General features: G+C 72.1%; 18 protein-coding genes. 9 read left to right on the top strand and 9 right to left on the bottom strand.

Annotated features, from left to right (window positions below; translation table 11 throughout):
• Together ACFYYH_RS27275 and ACFYYH_RS27270 are read right to left on the bottom strand one after the other, a co-directional pair.
• Window positions 1-124, bottom strand: a 124-nt coding sequence (locus tag ACFYYH_RS27275; protein WP_388556179.1) for a cation transporter, incomplete at its 3' end; no start/stop codon positions are given.
• Window positions 125-198: 74 nt separating this feature from the next.
• Window positions 199-489, bottom strand: coding sequence for a heavy-metal-associated domain-containing protein (locus ACFYYH_RS27270; protein ID WP_388556150.1), 291 nt, complete (start codon window positions 487-489; stop codon window positions 199-201).
• A gap of 180 nt (window positions 490-669) precedes the next feature.
• Here ACFYYH_RS27270 and ACFYYH_RS27265 point away from each other — a divergent pair, with 180 nt between their 5' ends.
• Window positions 670-1,677 carry a hypothetical protein gene (locus ACFYYH_RS27265; RefSeq protein WP_388556147.1) on the top strand — a complete coding sequence of 336 codons (1,008 nt, stop codon included), beginning with the start codon at window positions 670-672 and terminating at the stop codon, window positions 1,675-1,677.
• 96 nt (window positions 1,678-1,773) lie between these two features.
• Here the strand turns inward: ACFYYH_RS27265 and ACFYYH_RS27260 are convergent, their stop codons facing one another.
• Window positions 1,774-3,033, bottom strand: coding sequence for an MFS transporter (locus ACFYYH_RS27260; RefSeq protein WP_388556145.1), 1,260 nt, complete (start codon window positions 3,031-3,033; stop codon window positions 1,774-1,776).
• A gap of 31 nt (window positions 3,034-3,064) precedes the next feature.
• Between ACFYYH_RS27260 and ACFYYH_RS27255 the strand changes: the two genes are divergently transcribed.
• The 3 genes from ACFYYH_RS27255 to ACFYYH_RS27245 all read left to right on the top strand — a co-directional run bounded on the left by ACFYYH_RS27255 (window position 3,065) and on the right by ACFYYH_RS27245 (window position 5,740).
• Window positions 3,065-3,760: a DeoR/GlpR family DNA-binding transcription regulator gene (locus tag ACFYYH_RS27255; protein ID WP_388556143.1), complete on the top strand. Its 696-nt coding sequence runs from the start codon at window positions 3,065-3,067 to the stop codon at window positions 3,758-3,760.
• A 288-nt stretch (window positions 3,761-4,048) separates the two neighbouring features.
• Window positions 4,049-4,495 (top strand): SRPBCC family protein, encoded by a 447-nt coding sequence (locus ACFYYH_RS27250; protein WP_388556141.1) that lies wholly within the window; start codon window positions 4,049-4,051, stop codon window positions 4,493-4,495.
• Between the two features lie 249 nt (window positions 4,496-4,744).
• Entirely contained in the window at window positions 4,745-5,740 is a 996-nt protein-coding gene (locus ACFYYH_RS27245) for an aldo/keto reductase (RefSeq protein WP_388556138.1), read from the top strand.
• A 139-nt stretch (window positions 5,741-5,879) separates the two neighbouring features.
• On the opposite strand, the gene ACFYYH_RS27240 is transcribed toward ACFYYH_RS27245, so the two are convergent.
• From ACFYYH_RS27240 to ACFYYH_RS27230, 3 genes are all read right to left on the bottom strand, one after another.
• Window positions 5,880-6,236 (bottom strand): DUF397 domain-containing protein, encoded by a 357-nt coding sequence (locus ACFYYH_RS27240; RefSeq protein ID WP_388556135.1) that lies wholly within the window; start codon window positions 6,234-6,236, stop codon window positions 5,880-5,882.
• Window positions 6,196-7,044, bottom strand: coding sequence for a helix-turn-helix domain-containing protein (locus ACFYYH_RS27235; protein WP_388556132.1), 849 nt, complete (start codon window positions 7,042-7,044; stop codon window positions 6,196-6,198). The genes ACFYYH_RS27240 and ACFYYH_RS27235 overlap by 41 nt, the downstream gene beginning before the upstream one ends.
• 246 nt (window positions 7,045-7,290) lie before the next feature.
• On the bottom strand, window positions 7,291-8,094 hold the full coding sequence (locus ACFYYH_RS27230) for an SDR family oxidoreductase (RefSeq protein ID WP_388556177.1): 804 nt from the start codon (window positions 8,092-8,094) through the stop codon (window positions 7,291-7,293).
• A gap of 157 nt (window positions 8,095-8,251) precedes the next feature.
• Between ACFYYH_RS27230 and ACFYYH_RS27225 the strand changes: the two genes are divergently transcribed.
• Window positions 8,252-9,904, top strand: a complete 1,653-nt coding sequence (locus ACFYYH_RS27225; RefSeq protein ID WP_388556130.1) for an alkaline phosphatase D family protein — start codon at window positions 8,252-8,254, stop codon at window positions 9,902-9,904.
• A gap of 203 nt (window positions 9,905-10,107) precedes the next feature.
• Here the strand turns inward: ACFYYH_RS27225 and ACFYYH_RS27220 are convergent, their stop codons facing one another.
• Window positions 10,108-11,136: a Gfo/Idh/MocA family protein gene (locus ACFYYH_RS27220; protein ID WP_388556127.1), complete on the bottom strand. Its 1,029-nt coding sequence runs from the start codon at window positions 11,134-11,136 to the stop codon at window positions 10,108-10,110.
• Window positions 11,137-11,215: 79 nt separating this feature from the next.
• Between ACFYYH_RS27220 and ACFYYH_RS27215 the strand changes: the two genes are divergently transcribed.
• A complete protein-coding gene (locus ACFYYH_RS27215; RefSeq protein WP_388556125.1) occupies window positions 11,216-12,628 on the top strand; it encodes a Bcr/CflA family multidrug efflux MFS transporter in 1,413 nt (470 codons plus the stop codon).
• 397 nt (window positions 12,629-13,025) lie between these two features.
• Here the strand turns inward: ACFYYH_RS27215 and ACFYYH_RS27210 are convergent, their stop codons facing one another.
• Window positions 13,026-14,339 (bottom strand): hypothetical protein, encoded by a 1,314-nt coding sequence (locus tag ACFYYH_RS27210; protein ID WP_388556123.1) that lies wholly within the window; start codon window positions 14,337-14,339, stop codon window positions 13,026-13,028.
• 194 nt (window positions 14,340-14,533) lie between these two features.
• Between ACFYYH_RS27210 and ACFYYH_RS27205 the strand changes: the two genes are divergently transcribed.
• The gene (locus ACFYYH_RS27205) at window positions 14,534-15,769 is read left to right on the top strand and encodes a small ribosomal subunit Rsm22 family protein (RefSeq protein ID WP_388556120.1); all 1,236 of its coding nucleotides are present in this window, start codon (window positions 14,534-14,536) and stop codon (window positions 15,767-15,769) included.
• A 115-nt stretch (window positions 15,770-15,884) separates the two neighbouring features.
• Here the strand turns inward: ACFYYH_RS27205 and ddaH are convergent, their stop codons facing one another.
• Window positions 15,885-16,724: a dimethylargininase gene (gene ddaH, locus ACFYYH_RS27200; protein WP_388556174.1), complete on the bottom strand. Its 840-nt coding sequence runs from the start codon at window positions 16,722-16,724 to the stop codon at window positions 15,885-15,887.
• A gap of 151 nt (window positions 16,725-16,875) precedes the next feature.
• Between ddaH and ACFYYH_RS27195 the strand changes: the two genes are divergently transcribed.
• Together ACFYYH_RS27195 and ACFYYH_RS27190 are read left to right on the top strand one after the other, a co-directional pair.
• Entirely contained in the window at window positions 16,876-17,577 is a 702-nt protein-coding gene (locus ACFYYH_RS27195) for a TetR/AcrR family transcriptional regulator (RefSeq protein ID WP_388556117.1), read from the top strand.
• 380 nt (window positions 17,578-17,957) lie between these two features.
• Window positions 17,958-18,710, top strand: a complete 753-nt coding sequence (locus ACFYYH_RS27190) for a bifunctional DNA primase/polymerase (RefSeq protein ID WP_388556114.1) — start codon at window positions 17,958-17,960, stop codon at window positions 18,708-18,710.
• Window position 18,711: the final 1 nt, after the last annotated feature.

The following is an 18,711-nucleotide window of genomic DNA, read 5'->3' as shown; positions in this document are numbered from 1 at the left end:
TGACGGTGGCTACGACACCGTCCATCCGGTTGAGTTTCTTCTCGATCCGCGCGGCACACGAGGCACAGGTCATACCGCCGATGAGCAGCTCGACCACTCTGGATTCGGTGACGTCGGTCGTCATCACTGCTCCTGAACTGGGAGATGGATGCCGGGCCCGCCCGAGCGCACGGGCCCGGCTGGGGCGGGGCGGGAGAGTCAGGCGACCCGGCCGGTGAGTTCGTACCCGGCCTCGTCGACGGCCTTGGCGATCTCCGCGTCGTCCGGCACGCCACCGGTGGCGACGCTGACCTGGCCGGTCTCGATGTCGACATCGACGTTCAGCACACCGTCGACCTCGCCGATGGCCTTGGTGACCGTGCTCCGGCAGTGGCCGCAGGTCATCCCGGCCACCGTGTAGACCGTCGTCCGCCCGTCGGCCTCGGCCGCCGTTCCGCTCTCCGCCGCCTTGGTCGAGCAACTGCCGTCAGGCGTACAGCACTCGGACATGGTTCCTCCTGGAGCAATCTGGGATGATACCCCCTACGGGTACCACGAGCGGCTTGGAATGTATACCCCCACCCCCTATTTTCGGCAAGCTGCGCCACCCGTCGTGAATGTACCCCTGGGGGGTATAAGGTGAGAGGTGAGAGTGAGGCCCGCCGCGAGGAAAGTCCAGAGGAGAGCGCCATGCAGAACACGTTGAGGATCACCGCCTTCGCCGCCGTGCTCGCAGCGTCCTTCGGCGCCGCTTACGGTGTCGGGAACGCCATGGACCCCGTCATCGGGGATCCGGCCCCGGCGGCCCACACCGAACACCGCCCCGCGCAGGAGAAGGAGGACCGGCCCCGGGGGAGCGGTCGCGAGGTCCCCGACGCCCCGGCGGGCGGGCTCCAGATCTCGGAGGGCGGCTACACCCTCGATCTGCGGACCCCTCGCGTCCCCGCGGCCCGCACCACCGAACTGCGCTTCTCGATCCGTGACGACAACGGCCGTCCGGTCACCGGTTTCCAGCGCGAGCACGACAAGGAACTCCATCTGATCCTGGCCGCCCAGGACCTCGCCACCTTCCGTCATCTCCACCCGGCGCGCGCGGCCGACGGCACCTGGAGCATCCGGACCAAGCTGCCCGCCGCCGGTGGCTACCGCCTCTTCGCCGACTTCACACCGGAGGGCAAGGGCGCGAAGAACCTCATCCTGGGGGCGGACCTCGCCGTCTCGGGCGACTACCGGCCCGCCGCGCTCCCCAAGCCCGCCGCGACCACGACGGTGGACGGTTACGCGGTGACCCTGGAGGGCCCGCTGCGCCCGGGTGCGGCGGGCGAGCTGAAGCTGAAGGTCACCAGGGACGGCCGCCCGGTCACCGATCTGGAGCCCTATCTCGGGGCGTACGGCCACCTGATCGCGCTGCGCTCAGGCGATCTGGCCTATCTGCATGTCCACCCCAACGGCGAGCCCGGCGACGGCAGGACGAAGCCGGGCCCCGAGGTGTCCTTCACCGCCACCGCGCCGAGCGTGGGCACCTACCGGCTCTTCCTGGACTTCAAGCACAAGGGAACGGTCCGTACGGCGGCCTTCACCGTGACGGCCGGCGCCCCCGCCGCACCCGGCGAGGGTGGCAGCGACGGGCACGGCAGCGGCGACGGGGGTACGGCCGAGCCGTCGGGCGCCGAGCAGACCGGCGGCCACGGGCACTGAGTACGGCCCGCCCCGCCTCGCCCCGCCTCGTGGCGTGCGGCTCAGGCGGCTCAGATGGCTCAGATGGCTCAGATGGCGCGTACCGCTCGTACGGCCTCATGCGGCGGACGCTCTGACCTCCTGCTGGTCGCCGTCGCCGCTCGCGGGCGCGGGTGTGGTGCCGAGGATCGAGGCCGCGCAGGCCGCGACGGCGCAGAACGCGACGGGGAGGAAGAACGTGAGATTCAGCGGAATGAAGTGGGTCAGGGGCCCGATGACGGCGGGGCCGGCGAGCATGCCGAGATAGCCGAGGCCGGCGACCCGGGAGACATTGGTCCCCGCGCTGTCCCGGTCGGCGTGGCCCGCGGCGCTGAAGAGCTGGGGCACGCAGCCGGAGAGGCCGATGCCGAACACCGTCCAGCCCACCAGGGCCAGGTGGATCCACGGGGAGAGCGCGACCGCCGTCAGCCCGGCCGCGCCCAGGGCCGCGCCGTACCGTACGACGGCCACCGGGCCGAAGCGCGCCGCCACCCGGTCCGTGAGCAGCCGTCCCACGGTCATGGCCGTGGAGAAGGCGCCGTAGGCGAAGGCCGCGGTGGCCGCGGGCGCGTCGAGGATGTCGCGCATCGCCAGCACGCTCCAGTCGTTGGCGACCCCCTCGCACAGCATCAGCATCAGGGCGAGCGCGGCCAGGGCCCAGATACGGGGCGGTGTCCCGCGTCCGGCGGTCGCCTCCGTCCCCCGCCTGCCGTCGCCCGGCCCGGCCGCCGACCCGTCGGCCGCGTCCCGGCCCTTCGTGGCGTCGAGAGGCGGCGGCGTGCCCTGGACCTTCGCGGCGTCGTAAGGGGGCGGCGTCTCCTGCGCTTTCTCGGTAGCGGGACCGGGACGCACCTTCTCGGTATCGGGACGCAGCAGGGCCGGGGCGGCGAGCGCGGTGACGGCGAGGCCGAGCAGGCTCACCAGCGCCAGGGTCGTGGCCGCGCTCCATCCCCAGCTCAGCGTCCGTGCCCCGGCCAGCGCGGCGAGCACCCCGCCCACCGAGAAGAAGGCGTGGAAGGCGGACATGACGGGCCGCCGGTAGCCGCGCTCGACCTGGACGGCATGGGTGTTCATGCTGACGTCCAGACAGCCGTTGCCGAAGCCCAGCACCAGCAGGGCCGCGCCCAGGGTCCAGGCGTGGGTGGACAGCCCCGGCAGCATCACCGCCGCGCTGCACAGCGCCGCGCTCACCGGCACCACCGTGCGGGCGCCGAAGCGGTCGGTGAGCGGCCCGACGAGCTGCATCCCCGCGAACGCCCCGCCGCCGAGCAGCAGCAGGAGCCAGCCCAGCACGGCGTGGCTGATCCCGGCCCGCACAGACCGACTGCGGCGGATCACCGATGCCGTACGCGGGAGCGGACAACTGAGCGTGGCGGAGCTGGCGGCACTGACCGGCGCCTCGGAGATGACGGTCCGGCGCGATCTGGAGGTCCTGAGCGAGCAGGGCGTTCTGGAGCGCTACCGGGGAGGGGCCAGGAGCCTGCTGCTCCGCGGCGAGGAGCCGCCCTTCGCCCTCCGGGCCCAGGAGGGCATGGAGGCCAAGCGGCGTATCGCCGCCGCCGTCGCCGGACTCATCGCGGACGGCGAGTCGGTCGTCCTCGACAGCGGCACCACCTGTCTGGAAGTGGCCCGTGCCCTGGAGGACCGCCGACTGACCGTCATGCCGCTCTCCCTCCACGCCGCCAACGCGCTGACCGGCGCCCCCCGGCTGAAGCTGCTGCTGCCCGGCGGGGAGCCGCGTACGGGGGAACTCGCCCTGACCGGTCCGCTGACCGAGGCCTCACTCGCCGCGCTGCGTTTCGACACCGCCGTCATCGGCTGCTGCGGACTGACCGCCAAGGACGGTCTGACGGCGTACGACCTGGCCGACGCGGCGGTCAAGCGGGCCGCGATCGCCTCGGCGCGGCGTGTCATCGCCGTCGCGGACGCCGCCAAGTTCTCCCGTACCGCGCTCGCCTTCGTCTCGCCGGTCTCCGCGCTCCACGCCGTGGTGACCGACGAGGCGGCTCCGGAGGACGAGACGGGCGCGATGGCCGCGGCGGGCGTGACGGTACGAAAGGTATGACCGGGCGGGGACTGTGACCGGGCCAGGGCCAGGGCTGGCCGGGGGCTGTGACCGGGCCAGGGCCGGGACCGGGCGGGGACTGTGACCGGGCGAAAGGCGCGGCCGGGCGGGGACTGTGACCGGGCGAATGGTGTGACAGTACGAAAGGTATGGGCCTTCTCGGGTGGTGGGGGGAGGCGCCGACCCGTGACAATGGGTGCGCGGCGGTCGGCCCGGTCCGGGCGGCCGGCCCGCACGGCGGGTAGGTGTCCGCGTACCCGACGTCGGTTGACCGATCGAGGAGCGACCATGGCTGGACAGTTCGAGGCGACCACGGAGATCGACCGGCCCATCGAGGAGGTGTTCGCCTTCCTCGCCGATGGCACGAACGACGCGAAGTTCAGCCCCAGGGTCCAGGCGATCGAGAAGACCCCGGCCGGGCCCACGGCGGTCGGCACGGTCTTCCGCAGCACGGTCAAGGACGCCGGAATGACGACCAAGCGGGAGTTCCGTATCACCGAGCTGGAGGCACCCCGCAAGGTTCGTTGGGCCGAGGTCTCCAAGAACACCGTCACGGCGAGCGAAGGCGGCTACGACCTGGAGACCGTCGCGGACGGAAGGACCCGGGTGCGGATCTACAACGTTCTGGAGGGGCACGGCATCGGCAAGCTCCTCGTCCGGTTCGCCGTGGGCGCCGCCAGGAAGGACGCGCCGGCCTTCGGCGAGCGCATCAAGAAGGCCGTCGAAGCCTCCTGAGCCAGGCATACGGACCACGGTGGCCGTGAGCACGCGGAGGCCGTGCCCGCGCAATCCGGACCAGGGGCCCCGGGCGGTGGACACCGCCCGGGGCCCCTGCCGTCGGAAAACGACGCGGATCACGTCGGAAGACGCCCGACAGGAGAGGCGCGTCACGGAGCGTCGATCAGCTCGTGCGGCGGCATCCGGCTCGACGGCTTGTTCCGGGCGGTTGTGTTGGAGTGTGCTTCAACTCCTAGCGTGCGTCCCATGAACTCTCTTGAGAGCAGGACACTGGGGCGGAGCGGTATCACCGTCGGCGCGCTCGGCTTCGGCTGCTGGGCCATCGGCGGCGAATGGCAGGACAACGACGGCAATCCACTCGGCTGGGGCACGGTGGACGACGAGGAGTCCGTCGCCGCGCTCCACGCGGCCATCGACCTCGGCATCACCTTCTTCGACACGGCCGACGCGTACGGCACGGGCCACAGCGAACGCGTGCTCGGCCGCGCGGTGCGCGGGCGACGGGACGAGGTCGTCATCGCGACCAAGTGGGGCAACACCTTCGACGAGACGACGAAGACCCTGACCGGCGCCGACGCCACACCCGCATACGCGCGGCGGGCGCTGACCGCGTCGCTGGACCGCCTCGGCACCGACTACATCGACCTCTACCAGCTCCATCTGTCCGACGCCCCGCTGGACCAGGCCGCCGAACTCCGGGACGCCTGCGAGGAGTTCGTACGGGAAGGCCTGATCCGTAGTTACGCCTGGTCCACCGACGACCCCGAGCGCGCGGCGCTCTTCGCCGAGGGGGAGCACTGCGTGGCCGTGCAGCACGCCTGCAATGTGCTGGAGGACGCCCCGGAGATGCTCGCGCTCTGCGCGGAACGCGATCTCGCCAGCATCAACCGCAGCCCGCTCGCGATGGGGCTGCTCACCGAGAAGCACGGCTCGGGCAGCCGGGGCGCCACGGGCGACATCCGGGCCGTGCCGCCCGCGTGGCTGCGGTGGTTCGGCGAGGGCGGGGTGCCGGCGCCCGAGTGGGCGGCGCGGGTGGACGCGATACGGTCCGTCCTCACCAGCGACGGCCGCACGCTCGCCCAGGGCGCGCTGGCCTGGCTGTGGGCACGCAGCCCGCGCACGGTGCCGATCCCCGGGTTCCGCTCGGTCGCCCAGGCGGAGGAGAACGCGGGCGCACTCGCGTACGGGCCGCTGCGGGCGGACCAGTTGAAGGAGATCGCGGAGCTGACGACCGTCGGCTAGCGCGGCGACCTCAGGGCCACTCGCCCCGGCGATCGAAGGCCTTCCCTGCCGGGGCGGGGCATGCCGATGTGCGGGCCGCGACCGACCGTGGTCGCGACCCGCACGTGCGCGTTGTCGTCCTGGTCCCGGGCGGCCGGGGTCAGTTCGCCGGGGCGGGGGTGGTGCTGAGGTAGGTGGTGAAGGCCGTGAAGGCGTGCGCGGCGACGGTGAAGACCGGGCCTTCGGGGTTCTTCGAGTCGCGTACGGCTACGGCGGCGGCGCAGGCGGCGACCTCGACGCAGTCGCCGCCCGTGTCGGTGCTGTGGCTGGACTTGTGCCAGGCGGCGGTTCCGACGGGTACGCACTCGACGCAGTCGCCGCCGGTGCTGCTGCTGTAGCTCGACTTGTGCCAGGCGGCGGTCCCGACGGGTACGCACTCGACGCAGTCGCCGCCGGTGTCGCCGCTGTAGCTCGACTTACGCCACTGCGCCCCCGTCAGGTACGGCTTGCTCCTCATAGCGCTCCTCCATTACGCGGGCAATCAGTTCCGCCGAGTCCTTGACAGAGAGGGCGGCGGCCTGAAGGTGATGGTAACGGAGCGAACGGTCCCTGACAGCTTGAGGATCGGCCGTCGCGTGCGCTGTCTCGTAGTCCTCGCTATAGGTGATGTCCGGGTCATCGTCGAAGCGGAGAACGTTGAACGAGCCCATCAAGCCTGAGTGCTCTTCGGCCGTGAGGGGGAGGATCTGGATCTGGATCCACTTCGTGTCCTTGAAGGACAGAAGGTGGGCAAGTTGCCTCCGCATGACCTTGCGTCCGCCAATCGGTCGCAGCAACACCGCCTCGTCCAGCACGACCCAGACAAGCGGCGGAGACTTACGCTTCAGAACCTGCTTGCGGTTCATCCGTGCTGCGACCAACTCTTCGAGGTTGTCCTTCGCTACGGCGCCGAGCACGGCCCGCGCGTACTCCTCTGTCTGGAGCAGGCCGTACACGAGCTGTGCTTGGAAGGTGCTGATGTCTGTAGCCCCCGCTTCCATGTGCGCGTACTGCTGGAACCACGACGGCAGTTGGCTCCTCAGCACCAGCGGCAGCAGCCGCGTGAAGGTGCCTCCTGTCCCCAGCGCCGCGTCAATGGCCTCGGAGAACTGCCGAGTCGGCAGCTTGTGGGTCGTCTCGATCTGGCCGATCAGCGAGCCGGTGCAGTAGACGATCTCCCCGAGCTGCCGCTGATTGAGGCCGGCCGCCTCCCGCAGCCGCCGCAGCTCGCCGCCGTAGTAGTCGAGGGGCGAAGCGCTCGGGTCCAGGTCGCGAGTGTTCTTCAAGGCAGCCTCCAACAGCACGAAGAGTTCTCCGAGATTCGTAGCCCAGAGTAGTCATCCGGTTGCGCCGGGGGAGCTGAATCCCGGCGAACCATGCAACGTCCGCAGGAGTTGGGCCGTCAGAGCGCTAAGTGCCCGCCCGAGTACGTGGGTTGAACCTCACCCTCGGTGAGCACTCACCTCGTTCAGCTCCTCCGCCGAGCCCCAGCACCGCCCCCAGCCCCGCCCCCAACACCGTCCCCACACCCCTCAGCCCCGCCCCACGTACGGCATCGCCGTCGCCAGCACCGTCGCGAACTGGACGTTGGCCTCCAGCGGCAGTTCCGCCATGCGTAGAACCGTCGTGGCCACGTCCGCCACATTCATCACCGGCTCCACCGCCAGTTCGCCGTTCGCCTGCTTCACGCCCTGGCGCATGCGCTCCGTCATGTCGGTCGCCGCGTTGCCGATGTCGATCTGGCCGCAGGCGATGCGGTACCGACGGCCGTCCAGCGACAGTGACTTGGTGAGTCCGGTCATGCCGTGCTTCGTCGCGGTGTACGCGATCGAGTCCGGGCGGGGGGTGTGCGCCGAGATGGAGCCGTTGTTGATGATCCGGCCGCCCTGCGGGTCCTGCGTCTTCATCAGCCGGAACGCCGCCTGCGCACAAAGGAACGCGCCCGTGAGGTTCGTGTCCACCACCTTCCGCCAGGCCGACAGCGGGAGATCCTCCAGCGGGATGCCGCCGGGACCGAAGGTGCCCGCGTTGTTGAAGAGCAGATCGAGCCGTCCGTACCGCGCGCTCACCGCCGCGAACAGGGCGTCCACGTCGTCCGGTTGTGAAACATCGGTCCGTACCGTCAGTACGTCGCCGTCGCCGTCGCCGTCGCCGTCGCCGTCGCCGTCGCCGTCGTCGCTCATCGCCGCCGCCGTCTCCTCCAGCGCCTCCACGCGCCGCCCGGCGAGCACCACCGACCAGCCCGCGCCGTGCAATGCCACCGCGACGGCCCGGCCGATACCGGAACCCGCCCCGGTCACCACGGCTGTTCCCCGCTTCGTGTCCTTCTTCCGCATGGCGTCCATGGCCCGGCAGCGTACGTGAGGTAGAAGTAGGACCTTGGCGAGCACGGGGATCTCATCGCTCCGCCATGTGCATGTTGTGTACCCGACAACGGGGCGTCTTCGCCCCCGACTGGAATCTCAGGGACAGCCGCCGTCAGGGGAGGGGCACATGACACCCGTTCACCGCCGTACACAGGGATCCGGAACCCACGCACCCGAGCTGAGGGCCGCCGCCGCGCACCTCGGACGCCGCCGGTTCCTCACCGGTACCGCGGCCGCCGCCGCGCTGGCCTTCTCCGTCAACCTGCCGAGCGCGGGCGTCGCGAGCGCCGCCGCGCTCGACGCGAGGAAGATCGCCGAGAACCCGTTCACGCTCGGTGTCGCCTCCGGTGACCCGCGCCCCGACGGCGTCCTGCTCTGGACCCGCCTCGCGCCGCGCCCGTACGAGCCCGACGGCGGTCTGCCGCCCAACCGGGTCGCCGTACGGTGGGAGTTGGCGCACGACGCGCGCTTCACGAAGATCGTCAAGCGTGGGGAGACCGACGCGCACCCCGAGTTCCACCACAGTGTGCACGTCGACGTCCCGGGGCTGGCCGCCGACCGGGTCTACTACTTCCGCTTCCGCACCGGCACCTGGATCAGCCCGGTCGGCCGCACCCGTACCGCACCGGCCCGCAACGCCAAGGTCAGCTCGCTGAAGTTCGCCGCGGTCTCCTGCCAGGCGTACCACGACGGCTACTTCACCGCGTACAAGCATCTCGCGCAGGAGGACCTCGCCGTGGTCTTCCATCTCGGCGACTATCTGTACGAGTACGCCGTGTCCGCCGTCGGCGGCGCCCGCAACTACACCGAGCCGAGCCTGCCCGCCCACTTCAACCGCGAGACGATAACGCTGGAGGACTACCGCATGCGGTACGGCCTCTACAAGTCCGACCCGGATCTGCGGGCCGCGCACGCCGCGCATCCGTTCGTCGTCACCTGGGACGACCACGAGACAGAGAACAACTACGCGGGGGAGACCCCCGAGAACGACGTCCCGCCGGAGGAGTTCCTGCTGCGCAGGGCGTCGGCGTACCGCGCGTACTGGGAGAACCAGCCCCTGCGCACCCCGCAGCGGCCCACCGGCTCCGACATGAGGCTCTACCGCCGGCTGGAGTTCGGGCGGCTCGCGCAGTTCGACATCCTGGACACCCGGCAGTACCGCTCGGACCAGGCGTACGGCGACGGCTGGCAGGCGCCGGGCCCCGAGTCCGAGGACCCGTCGCGCACCCTGACCGGCCAGACCCAGGAGCGCTGGCTGCTGGACGGCTGGAAGAAGTCGAAGGCCACCTGGAACGTCGTACCGCAGCAGGTGACGTTCTCGCAGCGCCGCAATCTCACGACCCCCGACTTCAAGCTGTCGATGGACTCGTGGGACGGCTACCCGGCGTCGCGGCAGCGGCTGCTGAACGGGGTGCAGGCGGCCGGTCTCAAGAACTTCATGGTGCTGACCGGGGACGTGCACACGTCCTACGCGTACGACATCAAGAAGGACTGGAACAACCCGCAGTCCCGCACGCTCGGCACGGAGATCGTGACCACGTCCATCTCCAGCGGCAAGGACGGCGCGGAGCGGCCCTCCAACTGGTCCACGTTCATGGCGGCCAACCCGCACATGAAGTTCTACAACGGGCGCCGCGGCTATGTGACGGTGGCGCTCGGTGCCAAGCAGGCGCGGGCGGACTTCAGGACGGTCGACGCGGTCACGACGCCCGGTGCGCCGGTGACGACGGCGGCGTCCTTCGTCACCGAGGCGGGCGCCCCGGGCCTCAAGCCGGCCTGAGCCCCGGGCTCCGGGGGCCGGTTCTCCTCCCCGCACCGGCCGTGCCCCGTCCCGCCGGACGGGGCACGCGCCTGTGCGGCCCGTGCCGGCTCATCAGGAGGTCCGGGATCAGGAGGTCCGGGGTCAGGAGTTCAGGGGCCCGGGGTCCGGGGTCAGGAGATCCGGGGTCAGGAGATCCGGGCTCAGGGGTCCGGGGTCAGGGATCAGGAGGTGCGGGCGGCGGCCGGGAAGCGGACGCCGATGCGGTCGCGCACCGCGTCGAGCGTCCGCATCACCGCGAGGGTGCCGTCCAGCGGTACCAACGGGGATTCCGTCTCGCCCGCGCGCAGGCAGCGCATCACCTCGGCCGCCTCGTACTGGAGGCCGTACAGCCCGCCGTCCGCCGTGAACTCCTCGGGCTCGGCGCCGTTCCTGTGCAGAACGAACCGCTCCGCGGAGAAGAAGCCGGAGGGCAGCTCGATGCGTCCCGCCGTGCCGCTCACCGTCGCCGTCACCGGGGTGCCCGCCGCCAGCGAGCAGGACAGCAGTGCCGTCGCCCCCGAGTCCCAGCCCAGCAGCATGCCGGTGTTGAGGTCGACGCCCTCGGGCGAGAGCAGTGCCTCGGCCTGTACGCGGTCGGGCTCGCCCAGCAGGAGGTGTGCGAAGGAGACCGGATAGACACCGAGGTCGAGCAGGGCGCCGCCGCCGAGGGCGGGGTCGCGCAGCCGGTGGCGGGGGTCGGTGGGGCCGGGGAAGCCGAAGTCCGCCTGGACGGTACGGATCTCACCGATCGCGCCGTCCCGTACCAGCTCCACCAGCCGCCGGATCACCGGGTTGCAGTACGTCCACATGGCTTCCATGAGGAACAGGCCGCGCTCCCGGGCCAGCGCGACCAGTTCCTCCGCCTCCCGGACATCGAGCGTGAACGGCTTCTCGCACAGCACGGCCTTTCCGGCCGCGAGGGCGAGTCCCGCCGCCGTCCGGTGCGCGGAGTGCGGAGTCGCCACATACACGACGTCCACCTCCGGATCGGCGACGAGCGCGGCCCACTCCCCGTACGCGCGCGGGATGCCGAACCGGTCGGCGAACTCCTTCGCGGACGCGTCGCTGCGCGAGGCCACCGCGACGATCTCGGCGTCCGCCAGCTCCCGTACGTCCGAGGTGAAGCGCGCGGCGATCCCGCCCGTCGCCAGGACACCCCAGCGCACGGGAGCGTTTCGCGAGTCTGTCTGTGACGTCTGTCCCGTTGCCATACCTGCCCCAAAAAAGGTCTCGACCGCTCCGCCTGAGCTGAGAGCATAGGTAAGGATTCAACGACATGGAGAGACGACGATGCCGGACGGCGGTCAGACCACCGAAGGACGTAAAGGACACATACCGCCCGAGCAGCGTCGCTCGGCACCGATTCCGGAACAGCGGACCGCTCCCTCACAGGACCGGGTGATTGTTCCCACACCTCTGGCCGATCCCGCGCTGGTCCCCGCCCCCGTCGGCGCGCCCGCCGGCGCCCCCGTCGCCGCCGCGCGCCGGGCCGGGCTGCTGGTCACGCTGGTGCTTGGCGGGCTCACCGCGCTGCCCCCGCTCTCGATGGACATGTACCTCCCGGCCCTGCCGGAGGTCACCCGCTCGCTCGGCTCACCGGCGGCGACCGTCCAGCTCACCCTGACCGCCTGTCTGGCGGGGATGGCTCTCGGCCAGATCGTCGTGGGGCCCATGAGCGACAAGTGGGGACGACGGAAGCCCCTGCTGCTCGGCATGGTCGTCTATGTCCTCGCCACCGCGATCTGCGCCCTGGCGCCGACCACCGAACTCCTCATCGGCTTCCGTCTGCTGCAAGGTCTGGCGGGCGCGGCGGGCATCGTGATCGCCCGCGCGGTGGTGCGTGATCTCTACGACGGCGAGGAGATGGCCCGCTTCTTCTCCACCCTGATGCTGATCTCCGGGGTCGCGCCGATCATCGCGCCCGTCATCGGCGGGCAGGTGCTGCGGCTGACGGACTGGCGGGGCATCTTCGTCGTCCTCACCGTGGTCGGCATCCTGCTGACGCTCGTGGTGTGGAAGTGGCTGCACGAGACGCTGGCCCCGGAGCTGCGGCACAGCGGCGGGGTCGGCGCGGCGCTCCGTACGATGCGCGGGCTGCTTGCCGACCGGGTCTTCACCGGCTACATGCTGGCGGGCGGTCTCGCCTTCGCCGCGCTGTTCGCGTATGTCGCGGCCTCGCCGTTCGTGATGCAGGAGATCTACGGGGCCTCGCCGCAGACCTTCAGCCTGCTCTTCGGCGTCAACTCCGTCGGTCTGATCGCCGTCGGCCAGATCAACGGCAAGGTGCTGGTCGGCCGGGTCAGCATGGACCGGGTGCTGGGCTTCGGGCTGGTGGTCATCGCGTTCGCCGCGCTGGCGCTGCTGCTGATGACGTCCGGGCTCTTCGGGAACGTGGGGCTCTTCCCGGTGGCGGCGGGGCTGTTCGTGCTGATGTCCGCGATGGGGCTGGCGATGCCCAACACCAACGCGTCGGCGCTGATGCGGACCCCGTACGCGGCGGGTTCGGCCTCGGCCCTGATCGGTACGTCGTCGTTCCTGATCGGTGCCGTGGCCTCGCCGCTCGTCGGGATCGCGGGCGAGGAGACGGCGGTGCCGATGGCCGTCGTCCAGCTCGTGTGCGCGGTGGGCGCGCTCGGCTGCTTCGTGGGTCTCGTACGGCCCTGGAAGCACCAGCCGCCCGTTGGCCGTCCGGCCAGGGTCTGAGGGCTGTCCCGGGCCCCCGGTGTCCGGCCGGGGGCCCGGCGGCCCACCGGGTTCCGGGGGACGGCCCGACGGCCGTCCGGGCACGGTCCGAGGGCCCTCCGGGCACAGTCCCCGAGGGTTTCCCGCCAGGGCCCGGGGGCCCGAGAGCCCGGGGGCCGGTGTACGTCCGGGGCCCGGTGTCCGGCCACGGTTCGACGGCTGTCCGGCCGGTGGCCGGGGGTCCTCCGGGCTCCGGGGCACGGCCTGACGGCCGTCCGGGCACGGTCCGAGGGCCCTCCGGGCACAGTCCCCGAGGGTTTCCCGCCAGGGCCCGGGGGCCGTCCGGGCACGGTCCGAGGGCTTCCCGCCCCGGCCCCGGCGCCCGGGGCCGGGGTATCTCCGGGCCCCGGGTCGGTTGTCAGTAGCGGTGGGGATAGCCGATCAGGTGCGGGGTGTCCCGGCCGTCCGTCCAGCGGAAGAGACCGGCGCCGCCCGTCTCCCCGCTGGGCAGCCGCACATTGGGGGCCAGGTCCTCCGGCGTCGCGGTGGTGAGATCCACGACGACGGGGTTGCCGCCGCCCGCGAGGGCGTCCGTCGTGTTGCGGGCGCTCGACGCGCCGTACGCCGTGCCGTCGTCCCCCACGGTGGTCAGGGTCAGCGGCTGTGTGCCGTCCGGCTCCTCGAAGCAGTACGCGGTCTTCGCGTCCAGATCGAACGCGAGCCGCCCGGCGATCAGGAAGCGGCCGTCCGGGGAGGCGACGAGCTGCGGGTCCTCGACCGGCGCGATGGCCGGCCGGCGGCACCGCACCTGCGCCACGGCCTTTCCGGTCGCCGCCTCGTGCACCGCCCAGACATCGTGCGTGGCCGCGTCCTTGGCGCCCTTCTTCTTGCGCCACTTGGCGAGGATGTAGTCCCGCGCCACGGAGGCGGGCACCCCGGAGGCCGGGTCCGTGTCCTTCGGGGCGACCTTCCGGCTGAACCAGCCGCCGCGCACCCAGAACTCCTTGGCCCCGCTGACCAGCAGGCCCTTCTCGGTGACCGCGCGCACCTCGGTCAGCTTGCGGCAGTTGGGACAGCCCTTGGGATAGCCGAGCGACCCCGGCGGGACCTTGACCACATCCCCGTTCGCCGGGTCGACGACCGCGCTGACCGCCTTGCCGTCGCTGATCAGGATGCCGGGTCCGGCGGCGCTCACGGTCGGCGCGTCCACCCAGGGGACCTCGACGCGCCGACGGGAGCCGTCGGCCGCGCCGTAGATGTCCAGGGAGACGATGGAGTCCGAGGGGCGCATCGACTCCGGGTCGAGCTTCCCGTACGACCAGGTGACGAAGTACTCCACATCGTCCTTGGCGACGGAGAGCAGCCGGGGGAAGCGGTCCGGCGGGAACAGGGGCCGCCAGGGCGCGCCGTCCCAGTCGTGCCTGCCGGTCGACGGGTTGAGCGTACGGATACGGAACCGGGTCTCACCGACCCGCTCCAGATAGGCGATACGGCTGGTCGCCTCGGCGACCGCGTAGTCGGGGGAGGCGTTGTCTATCTCCCAGCCGCGCGCGGTGTCGTACGCGGAGGGAACGGTGAGCTGGTGCGCGGCGAAGGAGGTGCTCCGCGGCGGCTCCGGCGAGCGTCCGTCGTCCTCGGCGTCCTTCTTGCCGCCGAAGGCGGCGAGCAGGAGCAGCAGCGCCAGCACGATCACCCCGGACACCAGGGCCAGACGTACGACCCTCTGTCTCATGGTCCCCCCGTGCGAGCGGCTGCCGGACAACGGGCGTCAGCGTAGCAACAGAGTCTGAACGGCTCGCAGTTCGCTTCCCCCTTACGGTCACCGGCCCCGGCGGTACGGTCAGCCGCCGGGCCCCGAACGGGCAGCGGGCGCGGCCCGTACGGTCGCCGGTCGCCCCGATTCCGTCGCGCGCCTAGAATTCGGCGGTGAACGCCACTCTCCCCACCGCCGAAGCCCTGCGCGCCGCGCTCGCCGGGCTGCTCGACGGGCTGCCGTCCAAACAGGCCGCTCAGGCCGTCGAGCGGCTGATCGTCAACTACCGGGGGGCCACCCCGACGGACGCGCCGGTCCTCCGTGACCGCTCCGATGTGGCCGCGTACGCCGCGTACCGCATGCCGGCGACGTTCGAGGCCGTACGGGCAGCGCTGGAGGGGCTCGCGGACGCGGCTCCCGCCTGGGTGCCGGGCAGCCATGTGGATGTGGGCGGGGGCACCGGGGCGGCGGTCTGGGCGGCGGAGGCGGTCTGGGCCGACGGGCCGCCGGAGACCGCGGACGGCGAAGGCGGTGCCGGGGACGGGGAGCGGGACGCCGGGGACGAGCAGGGGGCGGGCCGGGAGGGCGGAGACGGTCAGGCCGCCGGGGCCGCCGGGGACGGCGGGGAGGGGCAGCCAGGTGGCCGGGGTGGCCGGGCCACCACGGTCCTGGACTGGGCCGAGCCCGCCCTCGCGCTCGGCCGGGAGCTGGCCGCCGCCTCCGGCGCCCGCGCGGTGCGCGCCGCAGACTGGCGCCAGGCGAGGATCGGCGCGGCGCTGAAGCTGCCGGAGAGCGATCTGGTGACGGTCTCGTACGTCCTGAAGGAACTCACCGAACGGGACCGCGCCGCCCTCGTCACGGAGGCGGCCCGGTCCGCCCAGGCCGTGGTCGTCGTGGAGCCCGGGACCCCCGACGGCTATCTGCGGATCATGGAGGCCCGTGACCGGCTGATCGCGGCCGGACTGCGGATCGCCGCGCCCTGTCCGCACAGCGGCGCCTGCCCGATCGAACGGGGCATGGACTGGTGCCACTTCGCGGCGCGGGTCAGCCGGTCCTCGCTGCACCGGCAGGTGAAGGGCGGCTCGCTGCCGTACGAGGACGAGAAGTTCAGCTATGTCGCGGCCGTGCGCTTCGGGACACGGCCCTCCGGAGCAGGGTCCTCCGGGGCCCGGCTCTCCGGGGCCGCCCGGCCGGTCCCCGCCCGGGTCGTCCGCAAGCCGCAGATCCGCAAGGGGCAGGTCCTGCTGGACCTCTGCACGGAGGACGAGGGCCTGCGGCGGGAGACGGTCACCAAGCGGCACGGCCCCCTCTACCGGGCGGCGCGGGACACGGACTGGGGCGACGCCTGGCCACCGCCCGGCGGCCCGGAGGCCACCGGCGGTGACGGCGGACCCGAAGCCACCGGGTGACGGCGGTGACGGCGATGACGGCGATGACGGCCGCACCGGATGTCCGGAACGTACCGGCGGCCCGGAACGTACCGGCGGCAGCGGAGGGGCGGGCGGTGGCGGCGCTCCGGGCGGCTCAGCGGCGCAGCTCCAGGGTGCAGCACTTCACACTGCCGCCGCCCTTGAGCAGCTCCCCGAGGTCCAGGCCGATCGGCTCGAACCCCCGCTCGCGCAGCGGTTCGAAGAGCCCGGCCGCCGCCTGCGGCAGCAGCACATGACGCCCGTCGCTCACCGCGTTCAGACCGAACGCCCCGGCGTCCGTCGCGTCGGCGAGGAGCGCGTCGGGGAAGAGCCGGGCCAGCACGGCCCGGCTGCCGGGGGAGAAGGCGTCGGGGTGGTACATGATCTCGTCGGTCCTGTCGTCCAGCACACAGAGCGCCGTGTCCAGGTGGTAGTAGCGCGGATCGACCAGATCCAGCCCGATCACCGGGCGGCCGAAGAACTCCTGTGCCTCGCCGTGGGAGAGCGGGCTGGACCGGAAGCCGCGCCCGGCCAGCAGCCAGGAGGCGGTGACCGCGAAATCCCCCTCCCCTTCGTTGATGTGCGTGGGCTCGCGGATGTCGGTGAAACCGTGGCCGCGGAACCACTCCAGATGCGCCTCGGCCTCACGGTGGCGTTCCTGATGGGCGAAGCGCGCGCCGAGCACCCGGCCGTCGATGACCGTGGCGCCGTTCGCGGAGAACACCATGTCGGGGAGGCCGGGCAGGGGGTCCAGCAGCGCGACGGAGTGGCCGAGCGCGACATAGCGGTCCCGGAGGTCCTCCCACTGGGCGAGGGCGACCGGCAGATCGACGGGCTTGGCCGGATCCATCCAGGGGTTGATCGAGTACGTCACCCCGAAGTGGTGGGGCGGGCACATGAGATAGCGGCGGGGCGAGGCGTCACGAGGCAACGGGGGCTCCTCACGAGCGGCGATGTGCACGACGTATGTCGGCAAAAGTCATATTCCGCCTCAAGGGGCCCGAGCGCTGTGATCCGTTCGGGTGATTCGCTCCGTGAGGCGCGTCGATTCGCCCCGGCAGATCAAGACGATACGTCTCGCCTTACGGGTTGATAGGTTCGGCGCCATGGCCGAGACCAGGGGACCCGACTCCGCGCGGCGCAGCGAACGGTCGCGCCGGGCGATCTACGACGCGGCGCTCGCGCTGGTGGGCGAGGCCGGGTACGCGCGGACGACGATCGAGGGCATCGCGGCCCGCGCCGGGGTCGGCAAGCAGACGATCTACCGCTGGTGGCCGTCGAAGGGCGCCGTCCTCCTGGAGGCCTTCCTCGATCTCGCCGACCGGGCGGCGCGGGCGGCGGGCGGCGGGGAGACGGGCGGCGGGGAGACGGAGTACGAGATCCCCGACACGGGCGATCTGGAGGCCGATCTCAAGACGGTCCTGCGGGCCACGGTGGACGAGATGAACGACCCGGTGTTCGAGGCGCCCAGCCGGGCGCTCGCCGCCGAGGGGATCGTCGACGCGGCCCTGGGCGCGGAGTTCACACGGAAGCTGCTCGAACCGCAGCTCCGGCTCTATGTGCGGCGGCTGGAGGCCGCGCGGGAGGCCGGGGGCGTACGGCAGGAGATCGACCTCCGTATCGCCCTGGAACTGCTCGTCGGGCCGGTCGCCCACCGCTGGCTGCTCCGAACGCTCCCGCTGACGCACGCGTACGCGGACGCGGTGGTCGAGTACGCGCTGTACGGTCTGGCCCCCCGGAGCACTCGGGACTCCCGGGACTCCCGGGACCCCCGGGACCCCCGGAGCCCTCGGGACCCCGGGAGCTGAGTCGCCGGAGCTGAGGCCCCAGGAGCTGAGGCCGCCGCGCGCCGCCCTCGGGCCGACGAGGGCCGCCGCGCGCCCCCCCCTCGGGGCCGATGAGGGCCCCGCCGAGAGCCGACGCCGGGCCGACGCCGGGCCGACGCCGGGCCGCCGCCGGGCCGAGGGGGGCGCGGCGGGGGCGCGTCGAGGCATACGGGGCGGGCGGTCCGTATTCCACCGGCTCCGCCCCGGCGAACCGCCCCCGCATACCCGCACATACGCCCCGAAGAGACCCGTGGCGGGGGCCCCGGACGGATACCCCGGTGGGGAAGCACGTCCACCCGAGGAGCAGGATGGTGGGACCATGGAACTGTCCACAGGGGCGAGCACGAGGTGTGAGGGGATAGATGGGCGACGATTTCGGCCGCTACCGCGGCACGGAGAGCAGGATTCCCCACTGGCTGCGCAGGCGTCCCAAGAGGGGTACGGACAGCTCCGCGCCCGACGGTGACACGGCCGGCCGGGAGGCGCTGCTCCTCGCCGTCGCCGACGCCGGTATGCCCGTCTCGCCCGCCGCGCATCCGGTCGGCTTCCGATGTTCGTGCGAACGCATCGGCTGTCCGACGCCCGCCCGCCACCCTCTCTCGTTCGCCTGGCACACCCAGTCCACGACGGACCGGGCCCAGATCGAACGCTGGGCGCGCAATCAGCCCCAGGCCAACTTCATCACCGCGACCGGCACGGTCCACGATGTGCTGGACGTCCCGCTGGAAGCGGGGAGCCGCGCGCTGGAACGGCTGCTGGAGCTGTCCATCGACGTGGGTCCGGTGGCCGACTCCGGCGAGGACCGGATGCTCTTCTTCACGGCCACCCGGGGCACGCCGGAGGACGAGGACGAGTGGTGGCCCTGTGAACTGGACTGTCACCCCGAGACGATGGACGAGCATCCCGGTCTGCGCTGGCACTGCCGGGGCAGCTATGTGCTCGTACCCCCCGCCCGGCTCCCCGGCGAGCTGTCCGTGCGGTGGCTGCGCGGGCCGGAACATCCGCTGCCCGACCCGCTGACCCTGCTGGAGACCCTCACCGACGCGTGCGCGCGGTACGCGGGGGAGAACCAGGAGATGGACCACCACGCGGTGGCCTGGCCCCTCGGCCGCTGAG

It is taken from the genome of Streptomyces sp. NPDC002018, assembly GCF_042890865.1.
GTDB lineage: Bacteria > Actinomycetota > Actinomycetes > Streptomycetales > Streptomycetaceae > Streptomyces.
This window is presented reverse-complemented; position numbering and strand designations above follow the sequence as displayed.

Excerpts from the sequence above, each read along its gene's own strand:
- ACFYYH_RS27220 (WP_388556127.1), bottom strand. The coding sequence starts at position 11,136 with ATGGCAACGGGACAGACGTCACAGACAGACTCGCGAAACGCTCCCGTG.
- ACFYYH_RS27240 (WP_388556135.1), bottom strand. The coding sequence starts at position 6,236 with ATGAGGAGCAAGCCGTACCTGACGGGGGCGCAGTGGCGTAAGTCGAGC.
- ACFYYH_RS27210 (WP_388556123.1), bottom strand. The coding sequence starts at position 14,339 with ATGAGACAGAGGGTCGTACGTCTGGCCCTGGTGTCCGGGGTGATCGTG.
- ACFYYH_RS27265 (WP_388556147.1), top strand. The coding sequence starts at position 670 with ATGCAGAACACGTTGAGGATCACCGCCTTCGCCGCCGTGCTCGCAGCG.
- ACFYYH_RS27245 (WP_388556138.1), top strand. The coding sequence starts at position 4,745 with ATGAACTCTCTTGAGAGCAGGACACTGGGGCGGAGCGGTATCACCGTC.
- ACFYYH_RS27195 (WP_388556117.1), top strand. The coding sequence starts at position 16,876 with ATGGCCGAGACCAGGGGACCCGACTCCGCGCGGCGCAGCGAACGGTCG.
- ACFYYH_RS27225 (WP_388556130.1), top strand. The coding sequence starts at position 8,252 with ATGACACCCGTTCACCGCCGTACACAGGGATCCGGAACCCACGCACCC.
- ACFYYH_RS27215 (WP_388556125.1), top strand. The coding sequence starts at position 11,216 with ATGCCGGACGGCGGTCAGACCACCGAAGGACGTAAAGGACACATACCG.
- ACFYYH_RS27190 (WP_388556114.1), top strand. The coding sequence starts at position 17,958 with ATGGGCGACGATTTCGGCCGCTACCGCGGCACGGAGAGCAGGATTCCC.
- ACFYYH_RS27250 (WP_388556141.1), top strand. The coding sequence starts at position 4,049 with ATGGCTGGACAGTTCGAGGCGACCACGGAGATCGACCGGCCCATCGAG.
- ACFYYH_RS27230 (WP_388556177.1), bottom strand. The coding sequence starts at position 8,094 with ATGCGGAAGAAGGACACGAAGCGGGGAACAGCCGTGGTGACCGGGGCG.
- ACFYYH_RS27270 (WP_388556150.1), bottom strand. The coding sequence starts at position 489 with ATGTCCGAGTGCTGTACGCCTGACGGCAGTTGCTCGACCAAGGCGGCG.